Source organism: Paraliobacillus quinghaiensis, from assembly GCF_003426025.1.
In the GTDB taxonomy this organism is placed as follows: Bacteria; Bacillota; Bacilli; order Bacillales; family Amphibacillaceae; genus Paraliobacillus_A; species Paraliobacillus_A quinghaiensis.
In genome coordinates this window covers 74279-99531 of the sequence record NZ_QJSH01000009.1, presented here as the reverse complement: position 1 = coordinate 99531, position 25253 = coordinate 74279, and the positions used below count along the sequence as shown (strand labels likewise).

Genomic DNA, 25253 nt, shown 5'->3' with positions numbered 1-25253 from the left:
TTTATAACATCTAAGCTAATTCTTATTTTTCGTTAATTGGTGCAAGCGTTAAGAACATGCTACGACCTTCCATTTTTGGTCTTTGTTCCACTGTTGAAAGATCTTTACACGCTTCTGCCATACGCTCTAATACTTTTTGACCTAACTCTTTATGGGTAATCGCACGTCCGCGAAAACGAATCGATACTTTAACCTTATCACCTTTATCAAGAAACTTTCTTGCATTGCGAAGCTTTGTATTAAAATCATGTTCTTCAATACCAGGACTTAGACGTACTTCCTTGAGATTGATTATTTTTTGTTTTTTACGTGCTTCTTTTTCTTTCTTCTGTTGCTCGAAACGATGTTTACCATAGTCCATGATCCGACACACCGGCGGTTTTGCATTCGGTGCAACCAGAACAAGATCTAATTCTCTAGTTTGAGCAATATCCAATGCATCTTGACGAGATTTAACTCCAAGTTGATCCCCATTAGAATCAATGAGTCGCACTTCACGCGCTCTAATTTTCTCATTGACGTTCGTATCTTTGCTAATAATCAGCCACCTCCGTGATTTTTTAAAAGCGTCATGATTTATGATCGGTTACTTTATTTTACTAATAGCAACCTTGACCTGTTCCAATGGTCAACTGACAAGCTAGTTGATTTTATCCATAAAAAAAGTGTCGGTACACACTGCACCCACACATTATCTGTTGATTAATCAGATTGTTAACCTGGCAACTACATAATAATGCGTCAATCAGGCGAGAAGCGGGTGCCTCTACTTGTCTTAGATCATATTCAATTTCACTTCTCCTATAATACCATGGCAACATATTGCTGTCAACAAAAATCTTGATTGAAACATTAAAAGTAGACAAGAGCCATAAAGGCTCCTGTCATAAAATATACTTTTTTTACTTACTATGCATAACTTTTTGTTCAATTTCAGCTTTCAATGCATTGATGAAATCGTTCAAACCAATTGTTTCTGAATCCTGTTCTCCATAACGACGAACATTGACAGCCTCATTTTCAACCTCTTTATCACCAACAATAAGTGCAAAAGGAATCTTCTCTGTTTGAGCTTCACGAATTTTATAGCCGATTTTTTCATCTCGTTGGTCTACTTCAACACGAACCCCATTAAAGCGAAGTTCTTCTTCCACCTTTTTCGCATACTCAGCGTGTACTGCAGCTGATACAGGGATGATGCGTGCTTGAATTGGTGAAAGCCATGTTGGGAATGCACCTTTATACTCTTCAATCAAGAATGCAACAAAGCGCTCCATTGTTGAAACAACACCTCGATGGATAACAACTGGACGATGCTCTTTGCCATCTTCACCAATATATGTTAAATCAAATCGTTCAGGTAAGTGGAAATCGAGTTGAACAGTAGATAACGTTTCATCTTTACCTAGGGCAGTTTTAACTTGTACATCTAGTTTAGGACCATAAAATGCTGCTTCACCTTCTGCTTCAACGTAATCTAATTCCATGTCTTCCATTGTTTCTTTTAACATTGCTTGTGCTTTTTCCCACATCTCATCATTATCAACATATTTGTCTTTATCTTCTGGATCACGATAAGATAGACGGAAGTAATAATCATCAATACCGAAATCTTTGTAAACATTTTGCACTAGCTCAACTACTCGAATAAATTCATCTTTTAGCTGATCAGGGCGTGCAAAAATGTGTGCATCATTTAATGTCATTGCACGAACACGTTGTAATCCAGCTAATGCACCTGACATTTCATGGCGATGCATCGTACCTAATTCTGCAATACGAACAGGTAGATTACGATAACTATACAATTGATTTTTATAAACCATCATATGGTGCGGACAGTTCATTGGACGTAAAACTAAATCTTCATTATCCATTTCTAAGGTTGGGAACATATCGTCTTTGTAATGATCCCAGTGTCCACTTGTTTTATATAATTCAACATTACCAAGTACCGGTGTGTATACATGGTCATAGCCTAAACGTTCCTCTAAGTCGACGATATAACGTTCAATTGTACGACGGATCGTTGCACCTTTTGGCAACCATAATGGTAAACCTTGTCCGACTTTTTGGGAGACTGTAAATAAATCTAATTCTTTACCTAACTTACGATGATCACGCTCTTTTGCTTCTTCTCGCATACGAAGATATTCCTGTAGGTCATCCTTTTTAGCAAAAGCAGTTCCATAAATACGTTGTAACATCTTGTTATTGCTATCACCACGCCAATATGCTCCAGAAATACTTAACAATTTAAAGATTTTAATTTTACTTGTAGAAGGAACATGTACACCGCGACACAAGTCAAAAAATTCACCTTGCTCATAAATTGTTACAGTTTCGCCTGCTGGAATCGCTTCTAGTAATTCAAGTTTTAAGTCATCACCGATCGCTTCAAAGCGTTTTTTTGCTTCCTCACGTGATACTTCTGTCCGAATAAATTCTAAATTCTCATCGACGATTCTTTGCATTTCTTTTTCTATCTTAGGTAAATCCTCCGGTGTAAGCGATTGGTCCATATCAATATCATAATAGAAACCATCTTCAATAGTCGGGCCAACACCTAACTTCACATCGTCTCCATACAAACGTTTAACTGCTTGAGCCATAACATGCGCAGTCGAATGGCGCATAATGTCAATACCTTCATCTTGCTTATTTGTAATAATGGCTATCTTACCATCACTTGGTAATGGCGTACGTAAATCAAAGTAGATCCCATCTAATGTTACGGCCAATGCTTGTTTCTTTAGGCCTGGAGAGATTGATTGTGCAATATCTTCTCCTGTCGTACCTTTTGGAAACTCTTTATTTGCACCATCCGGAAAAGTAATAACTAATTGATCTGACATGTAATTCACTCCTTATTGAAATAAAAAAATATAGACAGGCACAGGTCACAGGGTGAAGCCATATAAAAACGCTCATCCCTCTGCTTAATAGCAAAGGGACAAGCGTTAGCTCGTGGTTCCACCCTAATTCCTGAACCAAATAAATTATGGATTCAGCTTCATTTACTCTGTAACGTAGAGAATACGCTGTTTTCTACTAACATTATAGCTTTAAAAAACAGAGTTTAGAGGTGGTAATAATTGTAGACTGAACAGAAAACTTGCAGCAAAGTGTTTTCCTCTCTATTAGAACGTCTTACAAAAATATTGTCCTCATCAGTACTTTTCAATATGATTATTAATATGACTTATATTATAAAGCTACAATTTAAAAAAATCAAGCACGCTTTAAAAAAGTTAAATTTCCTCAGGCAGGATGAACCCTTACTGAGGATTAGCTCTAAAAATGACTATGAGCCGATGAATAAATCGAGGTTTTACTTCCCATTAATGTATGATAAATAATTAAACTAAAGCAAACGGAAATTGATTTAAAGGTTTAAATGTAGCACGTTCTTCAAAGATATTCATTATTGAAATTGTTTTCGCATCAGGTGGGCTGTCTCCATAAATATAAATAAAATCAGGTACCATTGCAAGCAAGGGGGTTAGATTCAATTCATTTTCATCTAATCCAACGATATAAACTGGATTTATTTGAATTTCTTCCTTCAATTCTTGTTCAGAAAACATATGTCCATCATCTTGATAAAAGGTAAAATTCTCTCCTTGTATTACATGTATGGCTTTATATTTACTGGTGCTATTAGCTATATAACCACGGATAGTGTGCACAAAATTTTGATAGTGCTCTTCTTGTTTCATGTCATCAATTGCCATTCCAATAAGTTCTGACAGTAATGATTCAGCTAATAGGTCGGTTGAGTCAACATATGTCTCGTAATCTATTGTGTCACCATTGGTATGCATACGAAGCCATTCAATAATAGTATCTTGCAGATCATTTTGTATATCAAAATTATTGAGTTCATCTCCTAAGAGTAATGCCATAGCGTTCTCTCTAATCTGTTCGATTTCTATTTCATCTTCGTAATAGTAAGTATATCGAATTATATCTGAAATTTTATCTTTTTTTGTACATGTTGCCCAGACTTCTAATAATAGGAAATATATTAATAATTCTATGTTTTGGAATACATTATGGTAAATTTGAATATAAAACCCCCTTTTTTCTTGTAATATCCACACCATTTCATGATACTGCAGCTTTTTACAAAAAAGCTTTGCTTCCTGCTCATTTTCCATATACACACATAACATATACATCATCCTTATCCGAATCAAACTGTTACATTATATGGGTTTCAGATTGAAAACATGTGTACATTTTAGAAATCAACAAAAACACACCAGCAAATCGCAACATACTATTAGCAAAGTTTAAAATTACAAAACTTATTTTAAACATAATCTTATTAATGATTAATATCTATAAACTACGCATTAAATCTTTGTTCCTCTGACCCGCTTCTCAAGTGAAATGGACTCGCTTTCCGTGGGCAGGGCTTTATGATGGGGCGAGTAATCGCAGCCCCACGGCTTCAGCTAACTCGGAGGCAAAAAAACACCTCCGAGTGGATCTTCAGCTCGCGCTGTTCCCACAGGAGTCTCGCCCATTTCACTTGATACGCTAGATATCAAGAAAAGCTTAAAATGCGAGATTTAACAACCGTAAACATTAATCAATATAAAAATATAGATGCGCTAGCCAGTGAAGGAAGCAAAGGCTTGACACTCCTACGGGAACAGCACGAGCCGAAGATCCATTTAGTAAAGCGATTTTTGCCTTACTAAGTTAGCTAAGGCCGTGCCCGTGGAAAGGGAAAGCCTTTGGGGCTGCGATTACTCGCCCCACCAAAACCACTTGCTGACGTAGCGGGTTAGTAACTTTCGTTACTGGTCAATGCGCATTTTATATCAACTATGAACTTTTTAAATTAGTAAAAAAAGAACAACACATTAATATGCATTGTTCCTCTTTACAATTCTCTTCGATTTTCTGAAAATATGGATACTTCTTTACTCACTTGTTTTATTCTTTCAATAATTCTTCCGGCTTTTAATTCTTCAATATCACCTTTGGTTGATGTAGCTAGGTGTTTTTCTAATTGCGATAAACTATAATTCGAACTAAAAAAGACAGGGAGCCTTTCCATCATTCTATATTGTAAGATAGAACCAAGGATCTCATCACGAAACCATGCAGAAATTGATTCTGCACCGATATCATCAATCATTAAAACTGGTACTTTTTTAAACCTTTCAACTTTCTCATTCAATGAATCATCTTTTAAAGAAGATTTTATTTCGCGAACAAACTCAGGCATATAAATTAACATTGACGAAATGTTTTTATCAGCTAGTTCATTGGCAATTGCCCCTAAAAAGTAGGTCTTTCCAACACCAAATGGCCCATAAAAATATAAACCTTTTTCTGGAATCCCACTACCAATTTTACTCACATAAGTTACCACTTCTCTGATTGCTTGATGTCGATTTTCGTCGGCGTCATCTAAATTCTTTAATGATGCTTGTAAAATGTCCTTAGGCATGTACAAACTTTTTATTAAATTTGCCTTTTTATTTTGTTCTTCTTGTTGTAACTTGTATTTACATTTTTCATAGTAGAGATGAATTTCTTTTCCTTCAACTTCAATCCTCGGTTTGTACCAAGGTAATACGTTATTAGCACAACCATTAGACGGACAATTATCACAATTTTTATTTTGAGAATGGTATTCATATAATTTCATTAGCTGTTTTTCTATATCTTGATTAGTTAAACTTGGGTGTTTTTTTAAAAACTCTTGTATATCAGGATCGCGTAAGACCTCTTGTTTCATCTCATCATAAAACGACTGAAAAGACCGATTCTCTCTCATCCATTTTTTTAAAGAAGTTTGAATTGATTCCATTTGCACCATCCTTAAGAATGATTAAATTTTTGCTCATTATATTTTCGTAACAATTCACTGACATCTTCTTTTGATTCCGAATCTTTTGTTACTATCTGTTTTTCTTTTGTTGCTTGAGCCTGTTTTTGTTTCTTAAACCAATCTGGTACTACTTCTTTTTTTCCAGCTGATCTATTATATGTTTTTTTATTATTACCCCATTGCTGATATTTATTATGTTCAGATTTTGCTAGAGTCATAGCTTGTCTAACTGTTTTCACGTTTTTTCTCGCCCAATGACTAGCAATTTTTTCAAGGTAAGATTTCGTCAACTTCATATCAGTTTTTAATAAAACATAATGAATTAAGACATTCATGACACCGGGGGTTATTCCCTGTTGTGTCATTACATCTGCGACAATTTTTAAATCCTGTGTAGATGCTTGATTGCCGTTTGATAGATCAGCTAATAACTGTCTTGGTGTTATTTCTTCAAGCATTTGAATAAATTGCTCTTGCTTATTTTTAGGTTCTTCCATCTTTTTTGAATAAGTTGCTTTTTGGTCAACTGCATTAACCTTTGTTTTAGACTGTGGCTGCATACTTTGAGATAAATCCATGCAAGCAGTTTTGAACTCTTTATGATTTAAACGATTTTCATCTGAGATCGCCCATAATAAGGCTTTTTCAATCTCTAAATTGGTTAAATTATATAGTGCACTCATCTGCTCAATCAACCTGATATTAGTAGCAGTCAAAATCTTTTCAGCAGGTAACATTCGTTGGGTTAATATTTGTGTAATACCGTTCAAGTCAATTGTTTCATTACCAATAGTCGGACCATCATTTTTTGAAGTACTACTTTCACTGTGTCTAAATTCCTCTGTTATGTTCAACTCATTTTTAAAAACCTCTGGAAAATGAGCAGTAACATTTCTACCTTTATCATAGTTTGGTTCATTTTGTTTAAACAATTGATATAACTGATCACACTTATTTGCTCCAAGCTGATGATACAATAATTGTGATAGTAAACCATCCTGGAAGAACTCTATTGGTGTACAAGGAAGCAACAACTTATACGTGAATATTGTTTGATCTGCATCATCATACTGAAAAGTTTGCATCAATCCTATACCTTCTAATTTTTGACGTGCTTGATAAATATCAGGAAGTGGTATATTTAGATATTGCATTAACATATGGTGTGTTTGAGGTACTTTTTGATCTGATAGAGTATTAGATTGACTTGATAGTGTTAAATAGAGTGAAACGGCTTGAACACCTAATAATGGTTGATATAATTGCATTAAAGCTTGCATATGTGCTTGATTCAGCTGTTGTTCAGATAATATAAAGTAGCCATGAGCAGGTAGTAATTTACCAATGTGCTGTTGCATGTTAAACACCTTCTCCTTTCCTGCCTTATTTAAAGAAAAAAAGAGCCAATTCGGCTCAACTACTATGCTTTATCATCTGAGTTTTTAATCAAATCTTTTAACTCATCTAAAAAAGACACTAATATCTTTAAACTGACGATAAACTGATGCAAATCTTACATAGGCTACTTCATCAATCACCGATAAGCGGTCCATGATTAATTCACCCACTTCTTGACTTTGCACTTCCGCCGTACCACGACTCCGCAGTTCTTTTTCAACTTCCATTGCAAGTTGCTCCAATTGTTCAAGAGCAACGGGTCTTTTTTCGCAGGCTTTGATTAAACCACGTATTAGTTTCTTGCGACTGAATTCCTCTCTAATACCTTCTTTTTTTACAACAATTAAAGGTAGTTCTTCGATTCGCTCAAAAGTTGTAAAACGAAATTCACAAGATTCACATTCACGTCTTCTTCTAATTGCCTGTCCATCTTCAATCGGTCTTGAGTCCATAACTCTAGTGTTTTTGTAGTGACAGTTTGGGCAACGCATTCGTTATCATTCCTATCCTATATTACCTTCAGGTGTACTATTCTTGTAACAGTGTCATTTCTTTCTTTAATTCATCATAAAGTTTTGGTATTAATTTATGGCTATACCCAAAGTCTAAAGGAAGGACTGATTCTGTTGTAACAGATAAGTCAACAGCTGTTCGAAATGGTCTAACCATAATAATGGTTGCAATAACAAAAGCTTTTTTTCGCCCTTTAAAATTCACACTTATTTCTCCGTGTTCTTTAGATGTAGCAACGATTTCACAACCTTGCTTATCTCTAAAGTATGATTCAACCGTTTGAAAAGCTCTATCTTTTGTTGTTTTAAAATAGTGTGTTTGTAATTGTTCATCCCAATGCTTGTCTTTTGTTTCAGAATGATTATTAACATATTTTTCAAATGATTCTTTTAATCCCATGTCCGCACCTCATCATCTATGATTACATATTATATATACAATACTAACATGTTTTTCTGTAGAAAACGATAACAACGCATAGATAATTTAATTTTAATAGCAATTAGATTATGGAAAGTAATCTTGTTATACAAAATCCCCTCTACTGAATATAACAGCAAAAGGGACTGTAGAAAAACTATAATGCATTATATTTTGGTACGTGAACCGGTCCCTTACCACGTGGGACTTCAATTTTTTCACAACTTTTAGATTCCAATGCATCCGAAATAAAATCACATGCAACATTTGGATCAATAATATCACCACAAGTGTACACGTCAATACTTGCATACCCATGTTCAGGAAAACTATGGATTGTTAAGTGTGATTCTGAAATAATTACCACACCACTTACACCCTGAGGCGCAAATTTATGAAAAGCAACTTCTCTTACCTCAGCACCAGCCTTCAAAGCCGCATTAACAAAAATTTGTTCAATTCTTCCCATATCATTTAACGTATCTATATTACAATCCCACATCTCCGCAATAACATGTCTACCCATTGTATCCATTTAAAAATCCCCCTTATTAATTAACACTTTTAAAATAACATGCACGCGTTGTCACGGGGGAAAGTTAGTCCAAAGAGGTCCTAACCCTTTAAGTGACCATTACGCACCCATTTAAAAGCCTTACTTTTTATTATAACATATGTTTGTCTAATCTTTTAACGTAAGCACATGCAAAAAAATTATATATGGTTTCTTTCTGTTTGGCAAGGTTTATTTTACTACAAAAAAATAAAACCTATTCAACAATAGGCTTTATTTTCATTAAAGCTGCTTAATTATTTCCTTGCATTGTTTTTTTGTATATTCAATTGAGCCAGTATTATCAATCACTCTATCCGCCAAATCCTTTTTATCATCGATTGGCATTTGAGCCTGGATACGATTTTGGGCATCTTCCTTGGAAAGATTATCTCGATCTACTAACCTTTTTAATTGTGTATCTGGGTCAACATATACAACAACTACTCGATAAACTAAATCTGCCAAATTACTTTCAAATAAAAGGGGGATATCTAATATAATCATTTCTTCTTTCGCTCTAATAAAATAATCTCTCTGTGCAATCATTTTCGACCTTACTTGGGGATGAACAATATTATTTAGTTTTTTTCTTTTTGTATCATCTGAAAAAATAAGTTTCCCTAGTTTTTGTCTATCAATCATACCGTTGTTTTGCAAAACTTTTTCCCCAAACGTTTCAATAATTTGATTATAGGCATACTGGCCAGGTTCAACCGCTTCTTTTGCAATAACATCCGCATCAATTACTGGTATATTTTGTTCACGAAAAAAGTTTGCTACTGTACTTTTCCCTGTTGCTATCCCACCAGTTAACCCTATTACTTTTGTCATGATATCCACCTTGTCTCATTAGTATGATTATAATTAAATCATTTTCACAATCCCTAATACAATTAAAATTATTCCTGGTAAAAAGTTTAAACGTTGTAATCCTTGCCAGCTAGACAATATGGACCCACTTTTCATTCCTAATGTTAAAAATAAACTTGTAGCTACAGCAATTCCTATAGCCCCAGTAAATAATGGTAGGCCTATTAAAGCAGCACCTATACCTGCACCAAATGAATCAATTGATAAAGCTATCCCCAATATTACCACTTCAATTCCTGCAATATTTCCTGATTGGTCTATATCCGCCATCATTGGTTTTTTTAAAATTTGAATTACTAATCCAATTGATTTAATCTCAAATTTAAATTGAAATGCTTTATTTTTCCCTTGTGAATTATCCGATCTAAAAAAAGAATACACTACCCATATTCCAATTATAACAAGTAATGATCCACCAATTATTTCTGCACTTTTTTCTGTTAGAAAGGCAGCGATCCAATCCCCGACTATCATAGCAAAGAGAAATACAATTCCTGAAATTATACCAATTAGGAGTATCGAACGAAAGGAAAGCGCCATTTTTCGTAATCCATAGGTGAACGCAACCATAAAACTATCCAGACTAACCGCACAAGCTAATAATAACAGGGTTGATAATTCTGCCATAACTCTTTTTGCTCCTTCACTATACATATTCATGTTGAAACACTCATGAATAGTATATGGAGGGCACAATAGAGGTGTGCAGTATCACTAGGCGAATCAATTATTAATTGAGAAGTATAGCTTCATTAAACCCTCTGGAAAGAGAAAGGATTTAATGATGTTATTAAAGGTCTACAGACAAACTGTCCTTTCCGGACACAGCCTGTATGATCCTTGACGATCACTGAATCAAAATATAGCTCTTTATAAACTTTGGCAATTTGGACAAAGGTGCGTTCCACGATTAGATACTTTAGTTTTGATGATCGGACTTCCGCACCTGTTGCATGGATTATTTTCTTGTCCATATGCAAATAATTGCTGTTGAAACATTCCTATTTGTCCTTGACTATTAACATATGAACGAATAGTTGTTCCGCCTTGGATAACAGCTTCTGATAACGTTTCTTTTGCATGATGCATTAGACTTTTAACTTCGCTTTCAGTGAGTGAGCTCCCTTTTCGCAAGGGGTGTATTTGTGCTCTATATAACGTTTCATCCACATAAATATTACCAAGACCTGCAATAATTTGTTGATCTAATAAGATATTTTTAATTACTCTTTCACTTCTATGAATTTTGTTATAAATATTTGCAAACGTGTACTCTTCTTCAAATGGATCTGGTCCTATTTGATTTAGTGGCTTAACAGATAACTCCTTCCCTTTAGGAAAGAGGTGCATTGTACCAAATTTGCGAACATCTTGATAACGTAATTCTTTTCCATCTTCAAGGTGAAAAATCACATGTACATGCTTGTTGACTGGCTCACTCTTTTCAAAAACACCATATTTACCTTCCATACGCAAATGGGATACAAGTGTGTAATTGTTTAATTGAAAAAGCAAAAACTTTCCTTTCCGACTAATATCCCAAATTACTTCATCTTTAATTAATTCACTAAATACCTTGTGATCATCGGGTTCTTTAATAATTTTAGCCCAATTTACAGTCACTCCTACTATTTTTTGATTTAAAACTAATTCTTTCAGAGTTTTTCGAACTGTTTCTACTTCTGGTAATTCCGGCATTCCTATCTACCTCACTTATTTTGCATCAAACCACGTCTCACCGTATGCATAATCAACTTTTAATGGTACATTCAATTCCACGGTTTTTTCCATAATTTCAGGCACTAGATATTTAAGTGTTTCAATTTCTGATTCTGGTGCTTCTAAAATTAATTCATCATGCACTTGTAATAACATACGTGCTTTCAATCCTTTTTCGATTAATGCTTTTTGTAAATCTATCATTGCTTTTTTGATAATATCTGCGGCACTACCTTGAATTGGTGTATTCATCGCTGTTCGCTCTGCAAAACTTCGCACATTAAAATTACGACTTGTTATATCTGGTAAGTATCGTCTCCGATGCATCAACGTCGTTACGTAACCTTTTTGCTTAGCTTCTTGAACAATTTCATCCATATAAGCTTTTACACCTGGGTAACTTGCAAAATAACGTTCAATAAATGCTTTTGCTTCTTTACGGGTAATGCCTAGATTTTGTGATAAACCATAGTCACTAATTCCATAGACAATACCAAAATTAACTGCTTTTGCTTGACGTCGCATATTACTGTCTACTTCTTCTGCATCTACGTGAAATACATCCATTGCTGTTCTAGTATGGATATCCATGTCTTCTTGGAATGCTTGTACCAGTTTCTCATCCTTTGCAATATCTGCTAAAACACGTAATTCAATTTGTGAATAATCCGCAGCAAAGATTACCCAGTTCTTTTCAGATGGAATAAATGCTTTCCGGATTTTTTTTCCTTCTTCTAAACGAATTGGAATGTTCTGCATATTTGGATCTGTGGAACTTAACCTTCCTGTTTGTGTAAGAGCTTGGTTAAAACGTGTATGAATTTTGTTATCATCACTATGAATAACTTTTAATAGACCCTCAATATAAGTAGATTGCAATTTACCTAACTGCCTATATAGTAACAACTTTGGAATGATTGGATGCTTCTGCTTCAACTGTTCCAATATATCTGCCGAGGTTGAATAACCTGTTTTCGTCTTCTTTATCACAGGTAATTCTAATTTCTCAAATAAGATTGGCCCTAATTGTTTTGGTGAATTTAAATTAAATGACTCTCCTGCGAGTTCATGTACTTCTTTTTCAATTGTTTCTAATCTTGACTTTAACTCTTTTTGCATCGTTTCGAGTTGTGTTCGGTCAATTTTAACTCCTGTTGCTTCCATTTTCCCCAATATAATTGCTAGTGGTAATTCTAAATCGTTTAGTAATGCAAGCTGTTGGTTATCTTTTAACTCTTCAACGACTTGTGGTTTTAATGCAAATAACATTGTAGTTTTACGCCCAACATGTTCTGCTAACTTATCCTGTTCCGGTACTTTCAACTTAGCGCCTTTTCCATATACTTCTTCATCAAAGAGGACTTGTTTTTGTCCCATACGATGACTAATTGCTGGGATGTCATGATGATTTTCTGCTGGATTGATCAGATAAGAAGCTAACAATAAATCAAAAGTTATCCCTTTGAAATGAATGTTATGATTAAGTAAAGCCACTGTTACCTTCTTCGCATCAAATACCCACTTTTCTTGCTTTGGATCTTCTGCCCACTTTTTGAATACTTCTGAATTTATTGCAACCTGAGTGGGAACAAAGTACTTGTTATCTTGATTGACTATACCAAAACCTTCAATAGGCTCTAGATGGTAATTATCAGCGAGTACCTCTACTTCTATAGCTTCAATACCAGTAAAAATTGATTCAGGAACGTCATTCAGAATCTCAATATCAACTTCTTCAAGTGATTCACTTGTTTCTGAATAAACCGCTGTATCTCCAGCTACTTTAGCTAGTAACGATTGGAAACCTAAGTCTCTAAAAACAGCACTCAATTCATTTACATTATAACCATCATACACCGTATCATCTAATTGTATTTCTATCGGTGAATCACAATTAATTGTGACTAATTGTTTACTCATATAAGCATCATCTTGATGATTCTGTAATTTTTCTTTTAGTTTTTTACCACTTACTTCTTCAACATTTTCAAACACTTTTTCTAATGTATTAAATTGCTTTAATAATTTAACCGCAGTTTTTTGACCAATTCCTGGTACACCCGGAATATTGTCTGAACTATCTCCCATTAAGGCTTTCATATCAATAATTTGGTTTGGATCTACTTCCATTTTCTCTTTCATAAAATCTGGTGTATAAACATCAATATCACTTAAGCCTTTTTTCGTTAACTGTACTTGTATATTATCTGACACAAGTTGAAGTAAATCTTTATCACCTGATATAACGCGGACATCAAATGCTTCTCTTTCTCCAATTTTTGCAAGCGTTCCAATAATATCATCCGCTTCATAATTGCTGAGTTCATAATGTTTAATTGAAGAAGCATCTAGCAATTCCTTCACTAACGGAAATTGTTCTGATAACTCAGGAGGTGTTTTTTGTCTGCCTCCTTTGTATTCTTGATATGTTTTATGACGAAAAGTTGTCTTTCCGGCATCGAAAGCTACAAGCATGTGTGTTGGCTTTTCAGTTTCAAGAATCCGCATTAACATTGTTGTAAAACCATAAACCGCATTTGTATAAACACCTTTATCATTATTTAGTAAAGGTAAGGCAAAAAATGCGCGATATAGAATACTATTGCCATCAATTAAAACTAATTTATTGGTCATTGATTATAAGAACTCCCTTCCATATGTAAACACTATTAGCATTAAGATTATTTCTTTTTATATTCTATCATGTTTAATTAAAAATAGAAAAATGGGCCTATTTTTTTTAGAAATAAGCCCATTTAATATAACTATTCTGTATAACCTAACAATAGATCTGTGTACGATGAACCTTGTGGTAAAATTATCGTTGTTTCACCGTCAATTGTTTCTTTATAAGATTCTAATGTCCGGTATAATTGATAGAACTCTACATCTTGCTGAAAGGCTTCATTGTAAAGCCTCGCAGCTTCTTCTTCCCCTTCCGCACGAATTTCTTCTGCTTGTGCATTTGCTTTCGATAACATCTCTTTTACATCACGATCTGCCTGAGAGATGATCCTATTCTTCTCTGCTTCACCTTGTGATAAATATTCTTGTGCTTTTGATTCACGTTCAGATATCATGCGATTAAATACAGACTGTTCATTTTCTACTGGCAAGTCCGTTCGTTTAATTCGTACATCATCTAATTGAATACCATACTCATCTCTAGCTAACAATGTATTGACTCTTTCTGCAACTCGTTGATTTAAGTCCCCTCTAGTACTTCCTTTGTCATTAATAATTTCATCATAATTCATAGTTCCTAACTCAGACCGAATTACAGAGAAAATAAACTCACCCATTCGAGATTCTGCATTAATTTGAGTCTTTGCATTGGTAATCATTAATGTAGGATCAATGATTTTCCAAACAGCGTAATTGTCAATAATAAGTCTTTTCTTATCTAATGTATTAATCTGCTTTTCTGTTACATCATATACTAATTTTTTATTTGGTAGCGTTGTAATCGAATGAAGTAGTGGCACCCTCATTTTCAAACCAGGTTCACTCTCAATTCGAATAACTTCACCAAATTGTCTTACCACTTTGTATTCGCCTTCTTTTACTATGAACAAACTGCTAAGCGTTAGAATAATTAAAACAAGTAACGCCACTATTGAAACCCCAATTTTCACATAACGTTTTATTTCAGTTGGTGATTTCTTTCCCATATCATAAATGTTTTCATCACTCATCTGTATCACCTTCTTCTCTTTCTGAGTCGGTATTTGTAGCACCTGGTACAACTGTTTTTGTTTGACTACTATTACCATTCAGAGGTAAATATTTAAGTGTATTACCATTATCATTCATCACATAGACATTCGCGTCTGGTAAAACTTGATCTAAAGTTTCTAATACAAGGCGATGTCTTGTTACTTCAGGACTATTTTGATAGGCAACATAAAGCGCATTAAATTCAGCAACGTTTCCTCGTGCTAATTCGATTCGCTCAACCTTGTCACCTTCTGCTCTTGAGATAATAGCATCTTTTTCCCCAAGTGCTTCTTCTCTTTGTTGGTTTTCATATTTTTCTGCTTCATTCTTTTTTGTATTCATCGTCTCACGGGCATCTGTTACTTTCATAAAAGCTTGCCTTACCTCTTCATTTGGTAAATCAACCTCCTGTAGTTTTACATCTGATATTGATATACCAATTTGATAATCATCAATTAATTTTACGAGTGATTCTCTTACTTCATTTTCGATTTGCGCTTTACCATCTGTTAATGCTTCATCAATGGTCGATTGACCCATTACACTCCTTAAAGATGCTGAAGTTGCATTATATAAAATTTGCTCTGGATCATTAGATTCAAACAAGTATCGAGCTGGATCAGAAATTTTCCATTGAACGACTAAATCTGCTTGAACAATATTCTCATCCCCTGTAATCATCCGTACCTTATCCGCGCTATCAGCCTCTCCTCTACTGTACCCAAAGTCCAAACTATAAGTTTCTTTTGATACTTTCCTTACTTCTTGGATTGGCCAAGGTAATTTAAAATGTAAACCTGAATCAGTTACAGCTTCGTCTGCACTACCAAACGTAATAATTACAGCTTGTTCTGATTCATCTACTGTAAACCAACTAGTTAATCCCACTACTCCTAGGACAGCTACAATTATTATAATCGCTATCCAGGAGTATATTTGTTTTATAGTCATTGTTCTCCCCCTATTTTTTGCTCACTTATTAACTTACGATTAAAATGAACAAAACGTTTCAATTTTTAATAAAGTCTTTTAGATTATGATATATTTTTATGCATGGGCAAGTAAACATAGAATGTAGATCCTTTCTCTACTTCACTTTTTACTTGAATATAACCTTTATGTGCTTCTACAATATGTTTTACAATTGCAAGCCCAAGCCCAGTTCCACCAGTATTTCTGCTTCTTGCTTTGTCCACACGGTAAAAACGCTCAAAAATCCGATTCATATCGTCCTCCGGTATACCAATCCCACTATCTTGAACAACAATTTGAAGGTAATCTGAAAGTAGTTTGACTTCAAGAAACACCTTTCCGCCTTGTGGTGTGTAATTAATAGCATTATTCAATAAATTTATAAATACTTGTTTTAATCTGTAAGGATCTCCATTGATCAAAATATCGTTTTGAATATTGGCAACAAATTTTATCTCTTTTTTATAAGCTTGCTGCTGTATAATAGTAGATATTTCTTGACTTAAATTAGTTATATTGATTTGTTCAAAACGTAAATGCATCTCTTCCTTTTCTAATCTCGATAATTCCAACAAATCATCAACTAATGCTTGGATCCGTTCACTTTCTTTATAGATAATATCTAAAAATTTACTGCGAATATTTTTATCATCCATATTCTCCTCTATTAATGTCTCTGCAAACCCTTTGATCGAGGTAATCGGGGTTTTTAATTCATGAGATACATTTGCAACAAAGTCTTTGCGCATCTGTTCTAACCTTTTCAATTCAGTAATATCATGAAAAACTAAAACAGCACCCTTTAATACATTACTATCATTAAAAATTGGTGCTCCTACGATTTCAACATAATATTGTTCTATCTCCTTGACTATTGTAATAGCAGTCTTTACTTTATCTTCGTACAAAAAAGCTTCTTGCACTGCTTTGTAGATTCTTTCTTGCTCAAGTACATCATAATACAGATAACCTATGTAATCTTTTCTTTTTTTGCCAAATAAATTCAAGAATTTTCGATTAACGAGATGTACATAACCACGTTCATCAATCAACATGACACCGCTTTCCATGTTATCTATAACCGTTCGCAATTGACTTTCCTGCATTTTTTCTTGTGTAGCCATTTCCTGTAGATTTTTCGCAAGTAAATTTATTGCATTACTCAGCTTTCCAACATCACCATACTGTGTTTCATATGTTCTTGCTCTAAAATTACCCTGCACTAATTCCTCAGCTGCAGCTGCCGCCTTCTTAACTGGTTTAATGTAACGATCAAATAATTGATAAATAATAACTAGGAAGATAATATAACAACCTAGCAGAGCTAAGAAAACAATAATTTTATCATCACCAATTACTAATGGTAGTGTAATCAAACCAATTGCAGTTAAAACAATAGTTACCACCAGAATGTATGTGAAAAATAAGCGTGAACTGGCTTTCGTCATTAAGAAGGTTCCTCCATCTTGTACCCAAGACCACGTATAGTTTTAATATAAACTGGATTTTTGGTATCAGGCTCTATTTTATCTCGCAAATGACTAACATGCACATCAACAATCCGAGTATCACCTACAAAATCATAATTCCATACTGCGCTCAGTAATTGATCACGTGATAAAACTTTTCCTTTATGTTTTGCTAAGTATAGTAAAAGTTCAAATTCTTTTCTTGTAAAAGATAGTGTTTCATTATTGATGATTGCTTCATACTGCTCTGGATAAATGGAAAGTTGAGCAATCTTTAATACTGGCATTGATATATCTGATGATTGTTTATTAGACCTCCTTAGAATTGCCTTTATTCGGGCAACAACTTCCTTTGGGCTAAAGGGCTTTGTTAAATAGTCATCAGCACCTAATTCCAATCCAAGTACTTTATCAAATTCATCATCTTTTGCTGTTAACATTAATATTGGTGTATCAATTTGTTTCTGCCTTAACTGTTTACAAACCTCTGTGCCTTCCATACCCGGTAACATCAAATCAAGTATAATTAGGTCAAAAGAATCTGTTACAGCTTTTTCCAGACCCTCTGTACCTGTATAAGCAGCTACTGTTTGAAAACCAGCTTTTTCTATATTATATTGTAACAATGTTACGATTGATTCTTCATCATCAACTATTAATACTTTATTTGAACTCATTGCCGCACTCCCTTTATTCATCTATTTATATACTTAACTACCTATATCATACATTGAAGAAATCTCTGTGTGAATAGGAATGACTTGCAAATTAGCATTATAGATGTAAAGATTTATTTACAATTTAAACATAAGGCCCATTTCGTAATATTGTTGCTTTTAAATATTCGGACTTGATGTAAAAAGCGCAGTAGTAAGTGTAACGTAAGTTACTATTACTAAAACGCTACGTCAGCAGTGGTTTTGGTGGAGCGAGTAATCGCAGCCCTATCATAAAGCCCTGCCCACGGAAAGCGAGTTCATTTCACTTGAGGAGCGGGTACGTTAATGCATAGTTTATTTAAAATGTGTCACAAGAAACAATATTTCAGAAGAAATCGAAAGATAAAAACAACCTCTCTTAGTAATAGTATGACCAGAGAGGTTGTTTATTTTCATATATTATATTGTAGTCTTAATCCATGTTGTTAATTAATGCTGTTCCAAACTCGGATGTTTTTACTTCTGTTGCATTTTCCATCATACGAGCAAAGTCATAAGTAACAACCTTTGAACCAATTGTCTTATCCATTGCTTTAGTAATTAGATCAGCAGCCTCTCTCCACCCTAAGTGCTCTAACATCAATACACCTGATAAAATTACTGAGGATGGATTTACTTTATCTAGTCCAGCATATTTAGGCGCTGTACCATGTGTTGCCTCAAAAATAGCATGTCCTGTCTCATAGTTAATGTTTGCTCCTGGTGCGATACCAATTCCACCAACTTGAGCAGCCAATGCATCTGAAATATAATCACCATTTAAGTTCATCGTTGCAACAACATCAAACTCTTTTGGACGAGTTAAAATTTGCTGCAAGAAAATATCTGCTATTGCGTCTTTAATAATAATCTTACCAGCTTTTTCTGCATCAGCTTGAGCCTGATCAGCAGCTTCACGACCTTTTTCTTCAACAATTTTATCGTACGTTGCCCAAGTGAAGACTTTATCGCCATATTCTTTTTCTGCTAATTCATAACCCCAGTTTTTGAAAGCACCCTCAGTGAATTTCATAATGTTTCCCTTGTGTACCAAGGTAACACTCTTTCTACCTTCATTAATTGCATAATCAATTGCAGCTCTAACTAGACGGCTTGTTCCCTCAGATGAGATTGGTTTTACTCCAATACCTGACGTTTCAGGAAAGCGGATATTTTTTACGCCCATTTCATTTTCAAAGAAATCAATCACTTTTTTCACTTCATCTGAACCACTTTGCCATTCAATACCTGCATAAATATCTTCTGTATTCTCACGGAAAATTACCATATTCGTATCTTCTGGTCGCTTAACTGGTGATGGAACACCATCGAAATAGCGAACAGGGCGCAGACATGTAAACAAATCCAACTTTTGACGTAATGCTACGTTTAAAGAACGAATCCCCCCACCAATCGGAGTTGTTAGTGGTCCTTTGATTGCAATTTTGTATTCACGAATTGTATCTAAAGTTTCTTCAGGTAACCATTCTCCAGTTAAATCAAAAGCCTTCTGCCCAGCATATACTTCTTTCCAGTTAATAGATTTTTCACCGTTATAAGCTTTATTTACTGCAGCTTCAATTACACGGCTCGCCGCCGCCCAAATATCAGCGCCTGTCCCGTCACCCTCAATATAAGGAATAATTGCATGATCCGGAGTATTTACTACCCCATTAGTTACTGTGATTTTTTCTGCTTTAGTCATTTAAAATGCCTCCTATTAGTAATTAATTTATTCTAATAAACAATATTAAGTAAATATCAACGTTCTTCTACTTGAACAAATGGTTGACGAATTGGTCCAACATATTCTGCTCGAGGTCGTATTAATCGATTATTCTCATATTGTTCTAAAATATGAGCTAACCAACCAGAAGTTCGACTCATAGCAAAGATTGGTGTAAATAGATCGTGGGCTATACCTAAACTGTGATAGACAGATGCAGAATAAAAATCTACATTGGCTGGCAATCCTTTTTCATCTTTAATATATTTCTCGATTTTTAATGACATCTCATACCATTTTGGTTGACCAGTGTTCTTAGTCAATTGTTTTGACATCTCTTTTAAATGTTTTGCTCTTGGGTCACCTGTCCGATAAACACGATGGCCCATCCCCATTATTTTTTCTTTGTTCCTCAACTTTTCCTTTATGTAAGGAATTGCATTATCCACTTCTCCTATTTCAGTTAGCATCTGCATCACTTGCTCATTTGCACCACCATGTAGTGGTCCTTTTAATGCTCCAATAGCTGCTGTAACACCTGAGTAAAGATCTGAGAGTGTAGCCACACATACGCGTGCAGTGAATGTTGATGCATTTAATTCATGATCTGCATGGAGAACAAGCGCCTTATTAAAGGCTTCAATCTCAAGTGCCTCTGGTTCTTTCCCTGTTAACATATAAAGGAAATTGGCTGCATACCCAAAGTGTTTTTTAGGCTTAATTGGTTCTTTACCTTCTCTTATTCTAGCAAATGCTGTGATAACCATGGCTATCTTAGCTTGCAATCGAAGCGCTTTACGCAAGTTGGCATCATGCTCCATTTTGTCAACTTCAGGATCATATAGGCCAAGTAATGACACAGCTGTTCTTAACGCAGCCATGGGATGTATAGAAGAAAGATCATACATCTTAAAATGTTGGATAATTTCATGTGGGATTTCCATGTTAGAAGCCAAATCATTTTTAATTTTATCTAATTCTAATTTTGTTGGTAGTTGCTTATGCCATAATAGGTATACAACTTCTTCAAAACTAGAATGCGCAGCAAGATCATCAATTTCATATCCGACATATGTTAACTGATCATCAATAATCGAGCTAATTGATGATTCTGTTGCAATGACCCCTTCTAGTCCTTTGGTAGTTGACATTGCTTTCTCTCCTTTGCTATTACATATTACCCTATCTATTCACTACTATAACATCTATCTCATCTAAAGATTAACTATTACACCTGAATCATGGTATGAAAAAATCGACAATACGCATTACCATATAGGCAATTCCAGCTCCAATTAAGGGACCTACTGCTACACCCTGAAAGAAAACAACTGCTAATATTGTGCCCATAACTAATGCAGTAGTTAAATGTGGATCATTCGCTAATAAATCCAATCCACCTCTTGCAACAAGTGCAACAAATACCCCAGCCCCTAATGCAATCCAACCATAGTAAGATTTTACACTATCTAACAAATCTCGAAATCCAATCTCACCACTTGCAATCGGAACAAGTACAGCAATTGTAATGATCGTGACTCCCCATAACATTCCTTTTTCTTGTATATACGGAAATAACTTATCATCTAATTTGAAAAGCTTAATTCCTAGCAAAATATAAATCGCAATCATAATTGATTGATTTTTTCCTATGTAACCTAATATAAATAATAATAATAAGAATAATGTTGACAAATTGAGCATGTGTTCGCCCCCGCTTATATTATCTAAATGGCGATTAATTTTTATATTATCACATAATTTGCACAAATGGAAAATATCTTTAATAAGAATGTACAAAATGCACTATAAAAAAGAGGATTTATTAAATCTAGTTAAACCTGCATTGAAAGTAGGAGAGGTGTTTATGATGCAATATGAAGTATTTTATCGTGTTATCCGATTACTTATTGTGTTGTTTATAACAATTACATCAATTACCTTACTAATTATAATAACACCTTATGCTTATCCATTTATAATTGCTTTTATATTAGCTTTCTCCTTACATCCTATTATTAAATTTGTGGAAAGTAAGTTAAACTGTCCAAGGACATTAGCAAGTTTTCTTGTTATTATAGGAACACTGTTTTTATTAATTCTTTTTATCAGCATTAGCATGATAGAATCAATACAAGCTATGATTTTTTTAGCCAATTATATCCCTGAATATTTCCAGGAATTTTTACATTTAATGCAAAACTGGATTGAAGCGTTCATCATTCCTATTTATGAAAAAATAATGATACAAGTTGAACATTTGCAATCAACACATCAAACAACGATTTTAAATCAATTAAACCAAACGATTAACCATATTGCAGTGGTAGGAGGGACATTTTTAGAAAACTTCTTCTTTAAAATAACTACTATCTTACGATCACTGCCTAACATGATATCTGTTTTCTTGTTCATTTTGTTAGGAACATTCTTTATCAGTAAAGATTGGTACAAGCTAGAAAAAGGATACAAAAAAAAACTACCTAATACAATTCAAGAAGGAATACAGGAACTGTATTATCAATTAAAAAAAGCGTTATTCGGTTATTTAAAAGCACAGTTAATTTTAACAATTATCACTATTTGCGTCATTTTTATAGGTTTAAGTATAATCAAAGTTAACTATGCTTTTTCCATTGCCTTATTAATTGGTTTAGTAGACTTTATTCCTTATTTGGGTACAGGTTTATTCTTTATACCTTGGACTATATACTTATACTTTACAGGGAACTTTGATCTGACAATACAGGTTTCTGTCCTTTATATGGTAATAATAATTCAGCGTCAATTGTTAGAACCCAAAATATTAGCAACGCAGATTGGAGTAAATCCATTATTTGTATTGATGACTGCTTTTGTATCCTATCAAATAATTGGAGTGTTAGGTATTTTACTGGCTCCATTCTTTGTAATCTTTTTACAAGCCTTAAATCAAACTGAAATTTTTAAAAGAGTTTGGCATTATATTTATTATGGCACGGACTAATAACTCGTATTTTAAAATAAATAAAGTCGACACTCCTAATTTCAGTCATAGCTGTCCTACCATATATAATTACTAACGTCGAAATATTGTAATCGTTCCTTTATCAAGCATTGCCTGCAACATATTTTGCAATCCACGCTTGATCGGTGTTCTTGTCCCAGGAATTAACAAAAGAAAACCAAATGCATCAGTTATAAACCCAGGTGTTAACAGGACAACTGCACCAATTAATATACAGATCCCATTAAAAATTTGCTCTGCTGGTAATTGTCCATAACTCATTTCTGTTCTAGCTCGATTCAATGTTTCTAAACCTTCTTTCTTAGCAAGAGCTGCACCAATTACACCTGTTAAAATAATAAAAAAGATTACCCACCATGGACCAACAATGCCACCTGCCCAAATAAAAATCCCAATTTCTAATGCTGGTACAATTAATATTAGTAATAATAACCATCTAAACAAAAACTCTCACCCCATTCTTTCAAACAATTATAGTTATAAAAAAAGAAGGGATAAACCCTTCTTTTTTCTACTTTTATTTATAAGATACTAGCATGACCTGAGTAAATATCACCTTTTTTAGCATCAATTGTTATTTCTTTTCCATCTTCAATAACATTAATTGCCTTTTCTACACCTACAATAACAGGAATACCTAAGTCTAAACCTACCAATGCAGCGTGCGAAGTCAAGCCGCCTTCTTCAGTGATAATCCCACTTGCTTTTTCAATTGATTCCATCATGTCTTTATCTGTACCGTAAGTAACAAGAATATCGCCTTGTTCCATTTTTTCTGCAGCTTCTTCAGCATTTTTCGCTAAAACTGCTTTACCAAAAGAACTACCTTTTCCTACACCTTGACCCTTTGTTAGTACATCACCAATGATGTGAATTTTCATTAAGTTTGTTGTACCACTCTCTCCAACTGGAACACCTGCAGTAATGATAACACGATCACCGTAGCTGAAATGTCCAGCAGTTAAACCTTGTTGGATAGCCAAGTCTAATACATCATCAGTAGAATATGCTAATTTACCAACAATTGTTTGTACACCCCAGACAAGAGCAAGACGACGACTAATCTTTTCATCGAAAGTCACTGCAATAATTGGTGCTTCTGGACGATATTTCGATATCATGCGTGCAGTATGCCCACTAGCTGTTGGTGTTAGAATAGCATCTACACCCAAATTCATAGCAGAGTGATTAACTGATTGACTAATTGCATCAGTAATTGTCATCTCACTTGATTTAGAACGAATATCTAATACTGTTTTATGATCAATTGCAGTTTCAGCTTTCGTTGCAATGTTACTCATTGTTTGTACTGATTCAACTGGATAATCACCAGCAGCTGTTTCACCAGAAAGCATAATTGCATCAGTTCCATCAAAAATTGCATTTGCAACGTCAGAAGCTTCTGCGCGAGTTGGGCGAGGGTTGCGTTGCATGGAATCTAACATTTGTGTAGCAGTAATAACTGGTTTACCTGCTGTATTACATTTATCAATCAAATCTTTTTGAACAAGAGGTACATCTTCAGGTGGAATCTCAACTCCTAAGTCACCACGAGCAACCATTAAACCATCACTTACTTGTAAAATTGCATCGATGTTATCGACACCTTCTTGATTCTCGATCTTCGGAATAATATGAATATGTGACGCATCATTTGTTTCTAGTAATTCCTTGATTTCTAATACGTCAGATGCACGGCGAACAAAAGAAGCTGCTATGAAATCAACACCCTGTTCAATACCAAATTTAATATCAGCTGCATCTTTATCCGTAATCCCAGGTAAGTTAACACTTACATTAGGAACATTTACACCTTTTTTATTTTTCAATATGCCAGTGTTCAATGCTGTCGTTTTGATTTCACCTTGGTCTTTTAGAATTTCAACTACTTCTAATTCAATTAGTCCGTCATCTAATAATATTTTAGAACCAGCGTGTACATCGTTGATTAATTCAGGGTAAGTCACAGAGAATTTTTCAGCCGTTCCTTCAACTTCTTTCATAGAGATATTAATTGTACTACCTTTAACAACCTCTACTTCCCCATTTTTCATTGAATTCGTTCTGATTTCCGGTCCTTTTGTGTCTAATAAAATGGCAACTGTTTTACCTGTGATTTTTGCTGCTTCACGAATATTTTTAATACGTTGTCCATGCTCTTCGAAGTCACCATGTGAAAAATTAAGACGAGCTACATTCATACCTGCTTCGATTAATTTAACCAACTTTTCTACTGTCTCTGATGCAGGTCCTATTGTACAAACTATTTTTGTTCTTCTCATTACTAATTTCCTCCTTTAATTATTAAACCACTTGCTCTCATTATTTTATAGAATA

The 25253-nt window shown here is 34.3% G+C and carries 21 protein-coding genes, 1 pseudogene and 1 other annotated feature; of the genes and pseudogenes, 1 reads left to right on the top strand and 21 read right to left on the bottom strand.

The annotated features are described in order from the left end of the window. Positions 1-22 precede the first annotated feature (22 nt). The 19 genes and pseudogenes from infC to D2K40_RS07940 form a co-directional block, all read right to left on the bottom strand. A complete protein-coding gene (gene infC / locus D2K40_RS08030; RefSeq protein WP_117154780.1) occupies positions 23-544 on the bottom strand; it encodes a translation initiation factor IF-3 in 522 nt (173 codons plus the stop codon). 109 nt (positions 545-653) lie between these two features. Next, positions 654-778: a sequence feature (ribosomal protein L20 leader region), on the bottom strand. A gap of 124 nt (positions 779-902) precedes the next feature. Then, complete coding sequence (thrS, locus tag D2K40_RS08025; RefSeq protein ID WP_117154778.1) at positions 903-2855, bottom strand: threonine--tRNA ligase; 1953 nt, start codon at positions 2853-2855, stop codon at positions 903-905. 504 nt (positions 2856-3359) lie between these two features. Then, a complete protein-coding gene (ytxC, locus tag D2K40_RS08020) occupies positions 3360-4175 on the bottom strand; it encodes a sporulation protein YtxC (RefSeq protein WP_162879171.1) in 816 nt (271 codons plus the stop codon). A gap of 719 nt (positions 4176-4894) precedes the next feature. After that, positions 4895-5830, bottom strand: coding sequence for a primosomal protein DnaI (gene dnaI, locus D2K40_RS08015; protein ID WP_117154774.1), 936 nt, complete (start codon positions 5828-5830; stop codon positions 4895-4897). Between the two features lie 11 nt (positions 5831-5841). Then, positions 5842-7209 carry a replication initiation and membrane attachment family protein gene (locus D2K40_RS08010; protein ID WP_117154772.1) on the bottom strand — a complete coding sequence of 456 codons (1368 nt, stop codon included), beginning with the start codon at positions 7207-7209 and terminating at the stop codon, positions 5842-5844. Between the two features lie 62 nt (positions 7210-7271). Continuing rightward, a pseudogene (gene nrdR, locus D2K40_RS08005) lies at positions 7272-7740 on the bottom strand (transcriptional regulator NrdR). A 37-nt stretch (positions 7741-7777) separates the two neighbouring features. Continuing rightward, positions 7778-8161, bottom strand: coding sequence for a cytosolic protein (locus D2K40_RS08000; RefSeq protein ID WP_117154770.1), 384 nt, complete (start codon positions 8159-8161; stop codon positions 7778-7780). Positions 8162-8339: 178 nt separating this feature from the next. Then, a complete protein-coding gene (gene speD / locus D2K40_RS07995) occupies positions 8340-8717 on the bottom strand; it encodes an adenosylmethionine decarboxylase (protein ID WP_117154768.1) in 378 nt (125 codons plus the stop codon). 261 nt (positions 8718-8978) lie between these two features. Continuing rightward, positions 8979-9569, bottom strand: a complete 591-nt coding sequence (coaE, locus tag D2K40_RS07990; protein WP_117154766.1) for a dephospho-CoA kinase — start codon at positions 9567-9569, stop codon at positions 8979-8981. A gap of 33 nt (positions 9570-9602) precedes the next feature. Beyond that, positions 9603-10268 carry a sporulation membrane protein YtaF gene (gene ytaF, locus D2K40_RS07985; protein ID WP_229666623.1) on the bottom strand — a complete coding sequence of 222 codons (666 nt, stop codon included), beginning with the start codon at positions 10266-10268 and terminating at the stop codon, positions 9603-9605. A gap of 210 nt (positions 10269-10478) precedes the next feature. After that, positions 10479-11306, bottom strand: coding sequence for a DNA-formamidopyrimidine glycosylase (mutM, locus tag D2K40_RS07980; protein WP_117154764.1), 828 nt, complete (start codon positions 11304-11306; stop codon positions 10479-10481). Between the two features lie 15 nt (positions 11307-11321). Continuing rightward, positions 11322-13961, bottom strand: a complete 2640-nt coding sequence (polA, locus tag D2K40_RS07975) for a DNA polymerase I (protein ID WP_117154762.1) — start codon at positions 13959-13961, stop codon at positions 11322-11324. A gap of 131 nt (positions 13962-14092) precedes the next feature. Beyond that, the gene (gene hflC / locus D2K40_RS07970; RefSeq protein ID WP_117154760.1) at positions 14093-15022 is read right to left on the bottom strand and encodes a protease modulator HflC; all 930 of its coding nucleotides are present in this window, start codon (positions 15020-15022) and stop codon (positions 14093-14095) included. Beyond that, positions 15015-15995, bottom strand: coding sequence for an FtsH protease activity modulator HflK (gene hflK, locus D2K40_RS07965; protein ID WP_117154758.1), 981 nt, complete (start codon positions 15993-15995; stop codon positions 15015-15017). The genes hflC and hflK overlap by 8 nt, the downstream gene beginning before the upstream one ends. 83 nt (positions 15996-16078) lie before the next feature. After that, the gene (gene pnpS, locus D2K40_RS07960) at positions 16079-17464 is read right to left on the bottom strand and encodes a two-component system histidine kinase PnpS (protein WP_117154756.1); all 1386 of its coding nucleotides are present in this window, start codon (positions 17462-17464) and stop codon (positions 16079-16081) included. Then, positions 17464-18162 (bottom strand): response regulator transcription factor, encoded by a 699-nt coding sequence (locus D2K40_RS07955; protein ID WP_117154754.1) that lies wholly within the window; start codon positions 18160-18162, stop codon positions 17464-17466. The genes pnpS and D2K40_RS07955 overlap by 1 nt, the downstream gene beginning before the upstream one ends. A gap of 454 nt (positions 18163-18616) precedes the next feature. After that, positions 18617-19888, bottom strand: coding sequence for an NADP-dependent isocitrate dehydrogenase (gene icd, locus D2K40_RS07950; protein ID WP_117154752.1), 1272 nt, complete (start codon positions 19886-19888; stop codon positions 18617-18619). 56 nt (positions 19889-19944) lie between these two features. Further along, positions 19945-21060: a citrate synthase gene (gene citZ / locus D2K40_RS07945; RefSeq protein ID WP_117154750.1), complete on the bottom strand. Its 1116-nt coding sequence runs from the start codon at positions 21058-21060 to the stop codon at positions 19945-19947. An 88-nt stretch (positions 21061-21148) separates the two neighbouring features. Further along, positions 21149-21613 (bottom strand): DUF441 domain-containing protein, encoded by a 465-nt coding sequence (locus D2K40_RS07940; protein ID WP_117154748.1) that lies wholly within the window; start codon positions 21611-21613, stop codon positions 21149-21151. A 163-nt stretch (positions 21614-21776) separates the two neighbouring features. Here D2K40_RS07940 and ytvI point away from each other — a divergent pair, with 163 nt between their 5' ends. Then, positions 21777-22895 carry a sporulation integral membrane protein YtvI gene (gene ytvI, locus D2K40_RS07935; RefSeq protein ID WP_162879170.1) on the top strand — a complete coding sequence of 373 codons (1119 nt, stop codon included), beginning with the start codon at positions 21777-21779 and terminating at the stop codon, positions 22893-22895. Between the two features lie 72 nt (positions 22896-22967). Here ytvI and D2K40_RS07930 read toward each other — a convergent pair whose 3' ends face one another. Both D2K40_RS07930 and pyk read right to left on the bottom strand, forming a co-directional pair. Then, on the bottom strand, positions 22968-23360 hold the full coding sequence (locus tag D2K40_RS07930) for an FxsA family protein (protein WP_117154744.1): 393 nt from the start codon (positions 23358-23360) through the stop codon (positions 22968-22970). A gap of 77 nt (positions 23361-23437) precedes the next feature. Next, entirely contained in the window at positions 23438-25198 is a 1761-nt protein-coding gene (gene pyk, locus D2K40_RS07925) for a pyruvate kinase (RefSeq protein ID WP_117154742.1), read from the bottom strand. Positions 25199-25253: the final 55 nt, after the last annotated feature.

Bases quoted from the DNA above. Each gene is read 5' to 3' on its own strand.
- thrS (WP_117154778.1), bottom strand. From the start codon at position 2,855: ATGTCAGATCAATTAGTTATTACTTTTCCGGATGGTGCAAATAAAGAG.
- ytxC (WP_162879171.1), bottom strand. From the start codon at position 4,175: ATGTTATGTGTGTATATGGAAAATGAGCAGGAAGCAAAGCTTTTTTGT.
- dnaI (WP_117154774.1), bottom strand. From the start codon at position 5,830: ATGGAATCAATTCAAACTTCTTTAAAAAAATGGATGAGAGAGAATCGG.
- D2K40_RS08010 (WP_117154772.1), bottom strand. From the start codon at position 7,209: ATGCAACAGCACATTGGTAAATTACTACCTGCTCATGGCTACTTTATA.
- D2K40_RS08000 (WP_117154770.1), bottom strand. From the start codon at position 8,161: ATGGGATTAAAAGAATCATTTGAAAAATATGTTAATAATCATTCTGAA.
- speD (WP_117154768.1), bottom strand. From the start codon at position 8,717: ATGGATACAATGGGTAGACATGTTATTGCGGAGATGTGGGATTGTAAT.
- coaE (WP_117154766.1), bottom strand. From the start codon at position 9,569: ATGACAAAAGTAATAGGGTTAACTGGTGGGATAGCAACAGGGAAAAGT.
- ytaF (WP_229666623.1), bottom strand. From the start codon at position 10,268: ATGAATATGTATAGTGAAGGAGCAAAAAGAGTTATGGCAGAATTATCA.
- mutM (WP_117154764.1), bottom strand. From the start codon at position 11,306: ATGCCGGAATTACCAGAAGTAGAAACAGTTCGAAAAACTCTGAAAGAA.
- polA (WP_117154762.1), bottom strand. From the start codon at position 13,961: ATGACCAATAAATTAGTTTTAATTGATGGCAATAGTATTCTATATCGC.
- hflC (WP_117154760.1), bottom strand. From the start codon at position 15,022: ATGAGTGATGAAAACATTTATGATATGGGAAAGAAATCACCAACTGAA.
- hflK (WP_117154758.1), bottom strand. From the start codon at position 15,995: ATGACTATAAAACAAATATACTCCTGGATAGCGATTATAATAATTGTA.
- pnpS (WP_117154756.1), bottom strand. From the start codon at position 17,464: ATGACGAAAGCCAGTTCACGCTTATTTTTCACATACATTCTGGTGGTA.
- D2K40_RS07955 (WP_117154754.1), bottom strand. From the start codon at position 18,162: ATGAGTTCAAATAAAGTATTAATAGTTGATGATGAAGAATCAATCGTA.
- icd (WP_117154752.1), bottom strand. From the start codon at position 19,888: ATGACTAAAGCAGAAAAAATCACAGTAACTAATGGGGTAGTAAATACT.
- citZ (WP_117154750.1), bottom strand. From the start codon at position 21,060: ATGTCAACTACCAAAGGACTAGAAGGGGTCATTGCAACAGAATCATCA.
- D2K40_RS07940 (WP_117154748.1), bottom strand. From the start codon at position 21,613: ATGCTCAATTTGTCAACATTATTCTTATTATTATTATTTATATTAGGT.
- ytvI (WP_162879170.1), top strand. From the start codon at position 21,777: ATGATGCAATATGAAGTATTTTATCGTGTTATCCGATTACTTATTGTG.
- pyk (WP_117154742.1), bottom strand. From the start codon at position 25,198: ATGAGAAGAACAAAAATAGTTTGTACAATAGGACCTGCATCAGAGACA.